Source organism: Paenibacillus sp. TC-CSREp1, from assembly GCF_050171015.1.
GTDB lineage: Bacteria > Bacillota > Bacilli > Paenibacillales > Paenibacillaceae > Paenibacillus > Paenibacillus silvae.
Genome location: NZ_JBNOKM010000001.1, coordinates 61,118 through 74,443 on the forward strand (window position 1 = coordinate 61,118; position 13,326 = coordinate 74,443).

Annotated in this window: 11 protein-coding genes; 1 reads left to right on the top strand and 10 read right to left on the bottom strand. The window is 46.7% G+C overall.

All coding sequences use genetic code 11. The features are described from left to right. Positions 1–80: 80 nt before the first annotated feature. Together ACQSGY_RS00325 and mntR are read right to left on the bottom strand one after the other, a co-directional pair. Positions 81–1,694: a family 10 glycosylhydrolase gene (locus ACQSGY_RS00325; protein WP_427050252.1), complete on the bottom strand. Its 1,614-nt coding sequence runs from the start codon at positions 1,692–1,694 to the stop codon at positions 81–83. A gap of 200 nt (positions 1,695–1,894) precedes the next feature. Continuing rightward, a complete protein-coding gene (mntR, locus tag ACQSGY_RS00330) occupies positions 1,895–2,323 on the bottom strand; it encodes a transcriptional regulator MntR (protein WP_110895316.1) in 429 nt (142 codons plus the stop codon). Between the two features lie 185 nt (positions 2,324–2,508). Here mntR and splB point away from each other — a divergent pair, with 185 nt between their 5' ends. Then, positions 2,509–3,579, top strand: coding sequence for a spore photoproduct lyase (gene splB, locus ACQSGY_RS00335; RefSeq protein ID WP_427050253.1), 1,071 nt, complete (start codon positions 2,509–2,511; stop codon positions 3,577–3,579). Between the two features lie 120 nt (positions 3,580–3,699). On the opposite strand, the gene ACQSGY_RS00340 is transcribed toward splB, so the two are convergent. From ACQSGY_RS00340 to ACQSGY_RS00375, 8 genes are all read right to left on the bottom strand, one after another. Next, a complete protein-coding gene (locus ACQSGY_RS00340; RefSeq protein WP_111269673.1) occupies positions 3,700–4,413 on the bottom strand; it encodes a cytochrome c biogenesis CcdA family protein in 714 nt (237 codons plus the stop codon). A 47-nt stretch (positions 4,414–4,460) separates the two neighbouring features. After that, positions 4,461–5,264 (bottom strand): metal ABC transporter permease, encoded by an 804-nt coding sequence (locus ACQSGY_RS00345; RefSeq protein WP_111269674.1) that lies wholly within the window; start codon positions 5,262–5,264, stop codon positions 4,461–4,463. 49 nt (positions 5,265–5,313) lie between these two features. Next, positions 5,314–6,072, bottom strand: coding sequence for a metal ABC transporter ATP-binding protein (locus ACQSGY_RS00350; protein ID WP_111269688.1), 759 nt, complete (start codon positions 6,070–6,072; stop codon positions 5,314–5,316). A 111-nt stretch (positions 6,073–6,183) separates the two neighbouring features. Continuing rightward, positions 6,184–7,245 (bottom strand): metal ABC transporter solute-binding protein, Zn/Mn family, encoded by a 1,062-nt coding sequence (locus ACQSGY_RS00355; RefSeq protein ID WP_427050254.1) that lies wholly within the window; start codon positions 7,243–7,245, stop codon positions 6,184–6,186. A gap of 255 nt (positions 7,246–7,500) precedes the next feature. Then, positions 7,501–9,567, bottom strand: a complete 2,067-nt coding sequence (metG, locus tag ACQSGY_RS00360; RefSeq protein ID WP_427050255.1) for a methionine--tRNA ligase — start codon at positions 9,565–9,567, stop codon at positions 7,501–7,503. Between the two features lie 375 nt (positions 9,568–9,942). Further along, complete coding sequence (yidD, locus tag ACQSGY_RS00365; RefSeq protein WP_111269677.1) at positions 9,943–10,197, bottom strand: membrane protein insertion efficiency factor YidD; 255 nt, start codon at positions 10,195–10,197, stop codon at positions 9,943–9,945. A gap of 2 nt (positions 10,198–10,199) precedes the next feature. Beyond that, positions 10,200–10,670 (bottom strand): Fur family transcriptional regulator, encoded by a 471-nt coding sequence (locus ACQSGY_RS00370; protein WP_427050256.1) that lies wholly within the window; start codon positions 10,668–10,670, stop codon positions 10,200–10,202. Positions 10,671–11,009: 339 nt separating this feature from the next. Beyond that, positions 11,010–13,313: a stalk domain-containing protein gene (locus tag ACQSGY_RS00375; protein WP_427050257.1), complete on the bottom strand. Its 2,304-nt coding sequence runs from the start codon at positions 13,311–13,313 to the stop codon at positions 11,010–11,012. Positions 13,314–13,326: the final 13 nt, after the last annotated feature.

Consider the following 13,326-nt stretch of genomic DNA (forward strand, 5'->3'; position numbering starts at 1 on the left):
CATGCTTCTACTGCCACTGTATGAGAACAGGGGTTGGTCATATAACTGTTATATAGATGAATTAGATCATTTTAGATGTGCTACAGACCGTAATAGGCTTTCAAACGTTCAATGATACCCAGCGGGTTCTTCGTCAAATATTGCGAACTGAAATAAATGTCTCCACCAATGGACGGATACTTCTCGTTATAGATTAGTTGATCAATGATCTCCTGTGAGGTTTGCCATCCAATTTCGGGCGTTCCCAGTTTGTACGGGGAATGACCAATATACAGTTTCACCTTGGTATTGGCTACCTCATTAACCCACCAATCCACGACCTTGTCGTACCTTGCAGCGCTGAGAGTCATGCTCCAGTACACTTGTGGTGCCACATAATCGATCCAGCCCTGTTTGATCCACGTCCGTACATCCGCATTCATGCTGTCATAAGCCGTCACACCTGCTTTGGTATCCGATCCGGTCAGATCAGTGGCCTTGTTACGCCATACACCGAACGGGCTGATCCCGTATTCCACGTTAGCTTTGACACGATGAATATTCTGTCCAAGCTGCTGCACAAACTGATTAATATTGTCACGGCGCCAAGCGGCACGATCTGTTGTGTTTAACGCATTATACGTTTTGAATGCAGCATCATCGTTAAACGTTACATTGGATGGATAGAAGTAATCGTCCAGATGCACGCCATCAATGTTGTAGTTGTTTACCACTTCCATAATGGTATCCATAATATGCTGTCTTGCTTCCGGGATTCCCGGGTTAATATATAGCTTGCCAGCCGCATTTACAATCCAATCTGGATGAAGCTTGGAAATATGGTTTGCTGCCAGATTGGATGTTGCTGCGGAATTCGTCGCCCGGAATGGATTAAACCAGGCATGGAATTCCAGTCCACGCTTGTGTGCTTCCTCAATCATAAAGGCAAGCGGATCGTAACCAGGGTCTTTCCCTTGTGTTCCCGTCAGCACACTGTTCCAAGGCACCAAATTCGAAGGATAGATTGCATCAGCATTTGCTCTCACTTGTACAAATACAGCGTTGATGCCCATAGCCTTCAATTGATCAAGCTGGCTCGTATACTCTTGCTTCTGCTTGTCTGCATTGCCTTTGGCTCCAGAAGACGGCCAATCCCCGTTAACGGTCGAAATCCATGCTCCGCGCATTTCATCTGAAGCCGGGGTTACCGCACCGCCTGGCTCTGCCGGAACGGCTGGTGTAGGTTCTGGCTCAGGTGTTGGTGCTGTTTCATTACCTGTGTACAGATCAATGGTCTGAGCCGCCTGATTCCAGTTTACCTGAATGCCGAGATTTTCACTTACAAAGCGAATCGGAACCATCACACGCCCCTGCTTTAATTGCACAGATGCATCCAGATTTACAATCGCGTTGTCCACTGTCGCCTGCTGACGTCCGCTGGTCATCGTAATGACCGAATCGGATTTCTGAATCGTTACCGTACGAGTTGCCTGAGACCATAAAACCGAAGCCCCCAACCCTTCGCTGATCACCCGCAGCGGTACCATCGTTACATTTACCTTGGGTAAAATATAAGGGGACACATCCGACTCCAGACGCTGACCATCCAGAAAGATCGAAATTTCCTTCTGAGCAGCTGCCTGGGCAGTCAATCCTGCTGTCTGCAAACCGAGTACAAAAATAAGCAGAAGCAATAATCCTTTACGCAATTTCATCAACCAATCCTCCAACATCATTAAATTTGCGGTAAAATCTACTAGTTTAATAGACGCTTGGCAGAGCGATTTAGTTGCGAAATTGACCAAATGTTGGCGAATGATCTAGGATCAGATTCAGATCAACATAACAAAAATGCTTCTCACCATATCGATGGCAAGAAGCATCTCTTTGTTTAGGATATAACTTCATTCATGACTCAGGATTCCGTGTTACTCATAATTTCCTGGATATTTTTGAGGTCACGCAAGCGGCTCTCATCCTGACGGAAATATTCCACCAATGACTCGATACAAGTAATAGAGTCCCAGCTCAGATGATGCTCAATACCCTCCACATCGTTGTAAATGTTTTCTTCCTGTACACCGATGGTAGTCAAAAACTGCTCCAGCAGATGATGGCGCTCCATCAACCGTTTGCCCATCTTTTTTCCTTTTGGCGTCAGTACCAGCCCGCGGTACTTCTCATAGATCAGGTACTCGTCCTTGTCCAGCTTTTGGATCATCTTTGTCACGGATGAAGGATGTACTTCCAGTCCTTCAGCTATATCAGACACACGAGCATAGCCCTTTTCATCAATTAATTTGTAAATACGCTCCAAATAGTCTTCCATACTGGGCGTTGGCATCTGCTTCCCTCTCTTCTCTCTGACCGGCATTACGTCCAGGTCCCTATCTTCTAATGATACATGTTATCAATACGCATTGGCAAGTCCTACACCCTTCAGTCCGGATGCACACAAGGATTTGGCAGGCGTGACTTTACTCCATTCGAGGCAAACTAACTCCAGTTTCACATGAAAGGAGTGTTTCTGTGAGCACTACAATTGCCCGGCCCCCTGCTCGAAAAGCAAAAGGCACTAAACCCTTTATTCCCGATTTGGTATATTTTGAACCCGGCGCTCTGGAATATGAGAAAGGCAAACGCATCAAGGAATGGGTAACGTCTCAAAACATCCCTTATCAGATGACAACCTCTCATAACCGGATCACCAATCTGCCTGGTGAGACAGAGCAGGAGAAGTATCGGATGGCCAAGCGTACATTAGTCGTCGGCGTGCGCAAAACGCTCAAATTTGACCAGTCCAAGCCTTCTGCTGAATATGCAATTCCCATCTCAACCGGCTGCATGGGCCACTGTCATTATTGTTATCTTCAAACCACGTTAGGTGCGAAACCTTACGTTCGCGTGTATGTCAACACCGAAGAAATTATCGAGGCCGCTAAAGGCTATATCGAGGAACGCAAGCCTGAAATTACACGTTTCGAAGCCGCTTGTACATCCGATCCTGTCGGTCTTGAGCATATTACAGAAAACTTGAGCGATCTGATTCGCTTTATGGCTGATGAAGAATATGGACGTTTGCGTTTTGTAACAAAATATCATCATGTTGATCCGCTGTTAAAACTGAAGCACAACGGTCATACCCGTATTCGCTTCAGTGTTAACGCCGATTATGTTATCAAAAATTTCGAACCTGCAACCTCACGCTTTGAGGAACGGATTGAAGCTGCAGGAAAAATTGCACATGCCGGATATCCGCTCGGATTCATTATTGCTCCAATTATCTGGTACGACGGCTGGCAGGAAGGATATGCTGAATTGTTGCAGAAGCTGGCCGATACACTTCCTGAAGAAGCCACAAAAGATCTGACGTTCGAAATGATCCAGCACCGTTTTACCAAAACGGCGAAAGCCACGATCGAGAAGCGTTATCCCAAAACCAAACTTGAAATGGATATTGAAAAACGCAAAATGAAATGGGGCCGCTGGGGTCAATATAAATATGTGTATAAGGACGACCAGCAGGATGCACTGCGCGAGTTCATTACCGAACGAATCTTTGAGCACTTTCCGTTAGCCAACATTGATTATTTCACCTAAACTTATTCTCCAGATTAAAAAGCAGGTCGCATGAAACCAGAACACTTCTGGCTCAATGCAGCCTGCTTTATCTGCTTTTTTATCCGTCATTTGTTTCCACGAATTCGTTGTATCCTCAGATCAGATAATCATCCACTGAGGTGTGATCTGCTGCAGCCAAATGGTTATTTTTGTCATCTGATCGGTGAACAGCAATACGCCCATCAAAAGCATTAATGCTCCGCCGATCTTCATCATCATGTTGGAATATCTCAGAATCCAGCGTGTGGAGCCAATGAAGAAGGCAAGCACAAAAAATGGAAGAGCAAACCCAACGGTATATCCGGTAATTAACGTAAACCACGTGGAGGGCTCACTTGCCGCCATCGCAATTATAGCTGTCAGAATCGGTCCGATACAAGGGGACCACCCTGCCGAAAATCCAATTCCAAAAATAAACGAGCCTAGATATCCCGCTGGTTTCCACTTCATATCAAGCTTGCGCTCTTTCATCAAAAAATGGGGTTTGAAAATACCTAACAGAAAAAGTCCCATCAGCATAATTAAAATCGCTGACAATTGACGGATGAGATTGCGATTCTCATTGAAAAATTCTCCGAACAAACCAGCCCCGAGTCCAAGCGAATAAAATACAGCTGAGAAACCGAAAATAAACGCCAATGTGTGGGTCAACGTTTTAAACCGTACCTCACGCTGATTTCGATCATCCTTCAACTGCTGCACGGTCATTCCTGTAATGTATGAAAGGTATGATGGATACAGCGGAAGACAGCACGGTGAAATAAAAGAAGCGAGGCCAGCAAGAAAAGCCAGCCATACATTAACATCAGGCATGAAGCAATGTCTCCCTTCCTCCGGCTCGCTTGCTCATAGGCATGACGTCAGGCCCGGAACCCTTTTTTTCCGATCATCGTTAAAATCAGCATCATAATGAGCAGCAATACAATCGTTGCTCCCGGCGCAAGATTCCAGATTCCTGCGACGACCAGACCAATCACTACGGCAATTTCTCCAATCACTACTGACAGAATGATGGCTGATTTGAAGCTTCGTGCCATCAATAGACTGACAGCTACAGGAATGGTAAGCAGGGCCGATACGAGCAATGCCCCGACAATTTTAATCGCTGTACTGATCACAAGTGCTGTCATCACTGTAATTAACATATTCAGCATTCTGACGGGTAATCCCGTAACTGCGGCTGCATCCTCTTCAAAGCTGAGCAGGAAAAACTCCTTATGTAAGAAGGCCACCACGACCACAACAATTAAAGTTACCACTCCAACCAGCTTCAAATCTGTTGCATCCAGCGTGTATATGCTGCCAAACAAATAACTCATGACGTCTGCGTTATACCCTTTGCCCAAGGTAAAGAACAGAGAAGCGAGCGCTACGCCTCCTGACATGATGATGGCAATGGATAACTCCGCATAACTTTTGTACGCCTTACGCAGCTTCTCAATGGCAAATGAGGCGAGCACGGCAAAGATTAAACCTACACCAATCGGGTACACCTCAATCAAGAAACCTAGCGCCACCCCTGCAATCGTTACATGAGACAGGGTATCTCCAATCATCGATAGTCTCCGCAATACAAGAAACAGTCCGATCAGTGGAGCGGTGATGCCAATAAGCAAACCGCCTGCAAGCGCACGCTGAAAAAAATCACTTAATAATATCTCCAAAACAAACTCGACTCCTTCGGCCTGGCTATCTAATGGCCCACAGACATCACTAGCGAACCTGTGCGGTAGTATGCTGCAGGTTAGTCTCTGCACAATCCTCTACCTCATGCGAATGACGAACATGGAAATGAATCTTGCCATTCGTGAGGGCAGCTTCGGAGCCCAGATAACTCTCCATGCGGTCCATATCATGAGACACCATCAGGAAAGTCATCCGATGATGCTCATGCATATGCGTAATGAGTTCAAAAAAACTGGCTTGTGATTCGGCATCAATTCCCACGGTAGGTTCATCAAGGATCAACAGATCCGGGTGATTAATTAGTGCACGAGCCAGAAAAACACGCTGCTGCTGTCCACCGGACAGCTGTCCAATGCGTTTGTTCGCAATATCCTCAATCCGCATCACCTGCATGGCATCAGCACACTGCTGCTGTCCCTGACGTGTTATACGGCGAAACATGTTTTTGTTGTTGTACAGCCCGGACATAACCACTTCTCGAACCGTTGCCGGGAACAGTGGATTAAACGCATTTTTTTGCGGAACATACCCGATCCGTTTCCAATCCTTAAATTTGCGGATCGACTGTCCGAACAGCTTGATATCTCCCTGTGCAGGAGGTAGGAGTCCGACCAGCATACGCAGCAACGTTGTTTTCCCTGCACCATTCGAACCGATAATTCCTACAAAATCCCGCTGCTGGACCATAAAGTTGAGATCTTGAATCACACGCTGGTCCCCATAGGAAAACGATAGATTTTCAATCTCGATAATGGGATCATGACATAGTGGCATGATTTGCTGCATGGCAAAGCCGCCCTTCATAATAAATAAAAACTCGTTAACCTGTTGCTTAACACTCCAGAAGTCTTCGCCGGTCAAACGGCAAAGACTTCTGGACGCATACTCTTATTCTTCTTATTGTAATGCGATCAGCAGATTTTGCAAATTTTTCTGCATCAGGGTGAAATAATCATCTTTATTGTTTACTTGTTCCTGAGTCAGACCTTCTACCGGATTTAACACCATCGTTTGCACGCCTGCTTCGCTGGCAAGTGTTTTCGCCAATTTGTCGGATACCAGCTCTTCAAAGAAAATATATTTGATGCCTTCATCCTTAACCAGCTTAGCCAGCTTCACAATGTCCTGCCCTGTCGGTTCGGCATCCGGGGAAAGTCCCATAATTGCATGCTGCGTCAAGCCGTAATCACGGGCAAGATATCCAAAGGCCTGGTGTGATACGACAATCTCTTTGTTTGGCACAGACGACAGTTCATTGGTGAAACGCTGATCAAGTGCTTCAAGCTTGGTACGAAGCTCGTTGTAGCGCTGCTCGTAACCATCCTTGTGTGCAGGATCAACCTCCACCAGACTTTTTTTAATATTTTCCGCCATAATCATTGCTGATTTGGGGCTCACCCAGGTATGAGGGTCGATGTGATGATCGGCAGCCTGCTGTTCATTACTGCTCTCGTCTGCATGATCTTCAGAATGCTCTTCCTCATGCTCTTCACCGTGTCCATGCCCGTCATCCCCTTCAGCTGTAAGCAGTTTAACTCCCTCGCTAACTGCAACTGCCTTCACCTTGGTGTCATTATTCAGCGATTTCAGAAAATTCGGAACCCAGCCTTCCAGTCCTGCTCCATTATAGAGGAACAGCTGTGCCTTGGACGTATTTACAATATCCTGACTTTTGGGTGTCCAGTCATGCGGCTCTACTCCTGTAGGCAGCAGATTGATAACATTGGCATCCTCTCCGCCAATCGCTGCAGTAAACGCATATACCGGGTAAAAGGTTGTCACAACATTAACTTTGCCCTCAACAATTTTGGCTGTGCTTTCACTATTCTGTCCACACGCGGACAATACCAGTAAACTGAGAATGAGCAAACCGCTCCACAGCAGCTTCAATGTGCTCCGTTTACCGAGTCGGCTGGAGCGATCCAGTCGAACCTGTGTTTTCTTTTGCATAACTGTCATGTATAATTCACTCCGCATCACTTAATCGTAAACATTACTGAAAGAATTATAGGGAAGACGCCCATACTTGTCAAGGCTCGTATCCTATCATTCTTTCCCGATGAACAGAGTTCATAAACAATATATGCTTGTTCTCTACCTCTTATCTCTGTTTTGGATCATAAAAAAAGTGGCCCGAATCTCTTCGGACCACTCTTCCAGCGAACTTGTGACAATCTTCGTACGATTGTGCAAGGTACGTGGGGTGTGACTTTATTATTTCACCTGCGCGCCGTTAGGCATGCTGTCTGGTACGGTAGCAAGTGTCAGTTGATCCCCGTGTGATGCTGCCAAAATCATGCCTTGAGACAGCTCTCCACGCAGCTTCACCGGTTTAAGGTTGGTCACACAGATGACTTTACGGCCAACCATCTCTTCAGGCGAATAAAACTTCGCAATACCCGATACAACCTGACGCTTCTCATAACCAAGGTCGAGCTGCAGCTTCAGCAGCTTATCTGCCTTTTTGACGGGTTCACATGCAATCACCTGGGCTACACGCAGCTCCACTTTGGCAAAATCGTCAATGCCGATCTCTTCCTTACCCTCTGGTGCAGCGACAAGTTCAGCTGGAGCATCTGCAGCAGCTTCTGCTTGACTTCCGTCGGCTTGTGCAGACTTTTGTCCACCTGTCATCGCCTCAGAGATGTAGGCAATCTCCTGTTCTGCATCCAGACGCGGGAAGATCGGGTCACCTTTATGCAGCGCATTTCCGGCAGGAATGATGCCCCACTGCTTCGCTGAATCCCAAGAAGTGAGTTCCCCTTCCTGAATGCCCAGCTGCTCCCAGATTTTACGCGGTGCACGAGTCAGGAACGGCTGCAGCAAAATGGAGGCAATACGCAAGCTTTCAATCAAATGAGACATAACGGATGCGAGCTCATCACGTTTGGCTTCATCACGAGCGAGAGCCCACGGTTGTGTCTCGTCAATATATTTGTTGCTGCGGCTTACAAATTGACTGATTGCCGTAAGCGCCACGGAGAACTGCAGGTTCTCCATCGCCTGCTCTACTTTTTCCACAGTTGCATGGCCCGCTTCTTCCAATGATGCATCAAATGCAGTGACGTTGGAGGCAAACGCAGGAGCTTTACCTTCAAAGTATTTATCCACCATAGCCACCGTACGATTCAGCAGGTTCCCCAGGTCATTCGCCAGGTCGGAATTCACACGCTCTACAAAGCTTTCCGGTGTGAACGTACCATCTGAACCAAACGGAACTTCCCGAAGCAGATAATAACGCAGTGCATCGAGGCCGTAACGGTCAATCAGAGTCACCGGATCAACAACGTTGCCTTTGGATTTGGACATTTTGCCATCCTTCATCAAAAGCCAGCCATGCGCAAATACTTTTTTCGGCAAGGGCAGGTCCAGTGCCATCAGCATGATCGGCCAATAGATCGTATGGAAACGAACGATCTCTTTACCCACCAGATGAACGTCAGCAGGCCAGAACTTGTCATACAGCGACGGATCGGAAGAACCGTAGCCAAGTGCTGTAATGTAGTTGGACAAAGCGTCAATCCAGACGTAAACGACGTGTTTGGGATCACCTTTAACTTTGACGCCCCACTCAAATGTAGTACGGGAAACCGCAAGGTCCTCCAGACCCGGCTTGATAAAGTTGTTGATCATCTCGTTTTTACGGGACTCCGGCTGAATAAAGCCCGGGTTCTCTTCATAATATTGCAGTAGACGGTCTGCATATTTGCTCATGCGGAAGAAGTAAGATTCTTCTTTGACGAGTTCAACCGGGTGTCCGCTGTCCGGACTTTTGGCTGAGATAATTTCGCCCTTTTCATTTTTCTCCACATCCACCAGCTGTGTTTCCGTATAATACGTCTCATCCGGGATGCTATACCAGCCCTCGTACTCACCTTTGTAGATATCTCCCTGCTTCAGCAAACGGTCAAAGATATCCTGAACTACTGTTTTGTGACGCTCTTCAGTTGTACGAATAAAGTCATCATTGGAAATATCCAGCTTGTTCCACAGCTCCTTGATGCCTGCCACGATCTCATCGATAAAAGCCTGCGGTGATAGCCCTTTCTCTTGAGCCTTGCGTTCGATCTTCTGTCCATGCTCATCTGTTCCGGTCAAGTAACGCACTTCATAACCGCGCAGACGTTTGTAGCGGGACATCGCATCACCGGCTACTGTTGTATACGCATGCCCGATATGCAGCTTATCGCTTGGATAATAAATCGGTGTTGTCAAATAAAATGTTTTTTGGTTCTTCATGAATGACTTCTCCTCCTTCAAATGTCCTGAGAGGTGTTGCATGTACCAACTTGTAAAAATCTCTCAGCCTGTAAATGAACACAAAAAAACTCCCGCCCCTATGGGACGAGAGTATCTCTCACGTGTTACCACCCAAATTCCCCGCATTTCTCACAAAACACAGGCTCTGCCGGTCCTTCGACCGCCCATTAACGCTGGATCACGCCTCAGCCTTACGACAACAGCATACGCTGATTGCACGCTCGAAAGAGGTTCCTCCGGGACCATCTTCCATCCTCCTCCCAGACCGGTTCTCAGCTAATCCGACTCTCTGCACTGGGGGTGTGTCTGTACTTATCCCTTCACTGGAAATTCATATACAAAAAATATACTGAATTGCCGCCCTGATTGTCAAGGGCTCTGGCTGCCAGGCAGACATTACTGCTCTGAAGCTGCGATTTTTTTCTCCGCTTTGGGCGGTACCAGATCTACACCGCCGGGGTGGAACGGATGGCATTTCGCAATTCGCTTCGCAGCGAGTAGTGAACCCTTGAATGCGCCATGCACTTCAATCGCCTCCATCGCATACGCCGAACATGTCGGGTAAAAACGGCACGTCGGCGGCTTTAAAGGAGAAATATAGCTGCGATACACCCGTATCGGGGCCTGCATGATTCTACGTGAAAGTTTCATCGTTAATTCTTCCCGTGACTGTGCGCATGCTGATGCTCAGAAGCTTTCTTCACCGGAGCATGCTCCGCACAATCCTTACAGTATCCGAACACTTCAAACTTGTGATCCACGATCTGGAATTGATCCGGAGCATCGGCAAGCTGCATGGGGCAAAATACGATGGGATATGTCTTCTGACACTTCAGACAAATCATGTGATGATGATGGTGGTCTTCGCTGCAATGAGCTTTGAATTTCACACCATCCTCAAAAATCACTTGCTCCAGTACACCAAGCTCCTGCATTACACGCAGGTTACGGTACACCGTATCAAAGCTTAATCCACTGTAGGTCTTGCCCATATATTCATAGACGTCCTTGGGTGTAAGATACCCCGGAGATTCGGCAAATAACCGTGCGAGTGTCTTACGCTGATCGGTTATGCGAAGTCCCTGTGAGGACATGGTGGTTATAATCTGTTCTGTCGACAGCATGATTTAAAGCACCTCCTGTCATACAAACATTTTGCATTCTTCATCATGCGACAGTATCTGGCAAAAGCTGCTGCCTCTACCCTGATTGTATACCTCTAATAATGCATGAAATGAAGTCTATAGTCAACGAAGGTGTACAATTAGGGCGTACAGTTCTCCGGCATGCTCGGATTCGTTTAATAAAGAAAGAACCCCATTCTCATGGGGTCCTCTCTTGACGGTTCAGAAGATGGTTCATTTAATCGTTTTGGCGACTTTTGGGGTGAACGGGTACATCTAATATAAGGTTTCACTCCAAACCGTACATAATTGCTTGTCGTATATTAGCTCAGACGTACATTATTTTTCAGCCGGCAGTGGCGTGAACAAAAGGTTGACCGGCAAGTTACTTCCTGGCGCAGCGGAGAAAATAATCGTCACACTCTCACCATAAGAACCTGTGCGATACAGTACACCTTGCTCGTTTGGAGCACTCAGGGAGCGGCTGTCGTTCGACAGCTGTACCAGTTGTCCGTTGACCAGTGCAGAGCCATAATACTTGCCTCCACGTGGATTAAACGAAATCAGCGTACGCGGAGCAACGTTGTTCAGCGTGATTTTGTAAAGCACACCGAAGTTACCGGCGTTAGAAGCGATAGTGAAGGCCATCGGATCTGTGCCGTCAAGGTTTGGATCACTTGCATTATCTCCTAATGGAAGTCGCGCCGGCTTCGAGCCTACCTCCTGATCATACGTAATGATCCGTGTTGCATTCGGGTACGTTCCACGGTTATGAACGCCGTCGCGATCCAGAACAGGCAAGGATGACAATACAGCCATCGGGTCCTTGTTTTCTTCAATCATCACGATGTTGTAATCAAGTGTGTAGTCACTGAACGTGTCCGAATACAGGGAGATGACCTGCCCTTCTTTCATCGGAGTAGCGCTCAGTTCGGTCAGGATCAATTTGCTCTCACCTGGCTGGAGGTAGATTTTCTTCTGATCTGCACCTGTTTGCATGGACTTGAACCATTTATCAATGGACAATTTACCTGCTACTGTAGCGAAAGGTGTTGGTCCGGCAAAGCCCATATTTTGTTGTTCGAATACTGCTGTATACGGATTGTTATTTGTTGCAATAACATACATTTTTACTCTTTTCCCTGTATTGTTGACATGGTGAATCATGAAACGTGTCTGTCCAAAGGAGGATTCCTTGTAGACGATACCTTCCTGATTAACGGTTTCAGGGCTGTTGCTGCGAATAAGCAGGCTTGGCTCATCCGTGTACGTAAATGGTACTTTTTCCATTGCTGGCACTTCGCCGCCATTAAAGGTGAATTTGTCGCCTACCGGTGTGAACAACTGATTGAAATCAGACAGCGTGTAGAGCGTTTCACCTGTAATCATGATCGTTTTAGTGTAGGTATCACTCAGGCCGTGTTTGTCTGTAACAGTAAGAGATACTGTCTTAGGGCCCGGAATGAAAAAGGCAAGTGAGTTGTTATCCCATGCTCTTTTTTCGATGGCATTCTCATCATCCGTACTTTGGTCAATATAGGTGATTTTTTCACCCATTTTGTATTCTTCCTTATCCGTTGTAAACATGGCAACTGGCGGAAGGTTAGGACGCTCGACTTTGATCGTAAGCGTGAACGGGTTACTCCACTGACCGCTGGAATCCTGCACTGTGTAAGTTACCGTGTATACTCCAGGCTGATCAAAGGAATCTTGACGTCCTGTCCACTGCTCATTGACAATAGGCAGGCCGCTCGGGGAGCTGCTTTTCGTTGTATAGATCACCTGATCCCCTGCAAAAATCTCATTCTGAACCGTAAAGCTGGCAACCGGCTTGGTGTTGAGCTTCAACACAACCGTTTTGGCCGACTGATTAACGGTATACGTGATATTCAATGCTTGAGTGATTGACGTCAGTGGAATCATGAACGTGTTTTTTTCCTGATACGCAGGACCTTTCATCGTTCTGGATTGACCGTTGACGGTGTACACATTACTGTTCGTTTTGAAGCGAAGTTCATCTGTACCACTTATAATAATGGTTTCTTTGGTTTTATTATCATACTTCACATCATAACCTACCCGATCTACCAGTGCGCGAATGGCTACATATGATACACCATTTTTCACGGCCATTGGCTGTCCAGCCAGATAAGTCTTGCCATCCTGAACCATTTTATTGCTGTTCATGTACAAAGTCAGGTCTCCACCCGAGCTTGCAGCTGCAGATGTTGTTCCTGTCGTTGGCTGCTCCACTTCAGCAGGCACAGGTGAACCATTTTCTTCGGTTGTTCCCTGCTCTTCGCCAGCTTCGGTTTCAGGTGTCACAGGCGTAACTTCTGTTGCAGAAGGAACCGATGTTTCCGGTTTTGTTTCTGTTTCTATAGTGCTTTCATTGTCAGCAGGTTGTGTGTTGCTTGTTGCATTTGCCGAAGGATTGGTTGTCTGTTCAGATGCTGTGCCAGATTTCACTTCGGATTCGGCAATCGGCTGTTCTTTTTTTACAACCTCGACGGATTTTACTTTAGCGGTATTCACTGGTGTCGTTTCATTTGATTCAGCCGCTTGTGCATTTGCAGGAATTACTGCAAAGGCCTGAAAAACAGCAAAAGCGGTAAGTATGGACAATTTCTTCTTCAAATTCATTCTTTGTCTTTGG

Bases quoted from the DNA above. Each gene is read 5' to 3' on its own strand.
- ACQSGY_RS00375 (WP_427050257.1), bottom strand. From the start codon at position 13,313: ATGAATTTGAAGAAGAAATTGTCCATACTTACCGCTTTTGCTGTTTTT.
- metG (WP_427050255.1), bottom strand. From the start codon at position 9,567: ATGCAACACCTCTCAGGACATTTGAAGGAGGAGAAGTCATTCATGAAG.
- yidD (WP_111269677.1), bottom strand. From the start codon at position 10,197: ATGAAACTTTCACGTAGAATCATGCAGGCCCCGATACGGGTGTATCGC.
- ACQSGY_RS00325 (WP_427050252.1), bottom strand. From the start codon at position 1,694: ATGAAATTGCGTAAAGGATTATTGCTTCTGCTTATTTTTGTACTCGGT.
- ACQSGY_RS00355 (WP_427050254.1), bottom strand. From the start codon at position 7,245: ATGACAGTTATGCAAAAGAAAACACAGGTTCGACTGGATCGCTCCAGC.
- mntR (WP_110895316.1), bottom strand. From the start codon at position 2,323: ATGCCAACGCCCAGTATGGAAGACTATTTGGAGCGTATTTACAAATTA.
- ACQSGY_RS00340 (WP_111269673.1), bottom strand. From the start codon at position 4,413: ATGCCTGATGTTAATGTATGGCTGGCTTTTCTTGCTGGCCTCGCTTCT.
- ACQSGY_RS00370 (WP_427050256.1), bottom strand. From the start codon at position 10,670: ATGCTGTCGACAGAACAGATTATAACCACCATGTCCTCACAGGGACTT.
- ACQSGY_RS00350 (WP_111269688.1), bottom strand. From the start codon at position 6,072: ATGCAGCAAATCATGCCACTATGTCATGATCCCATTATCGAGATTGAA.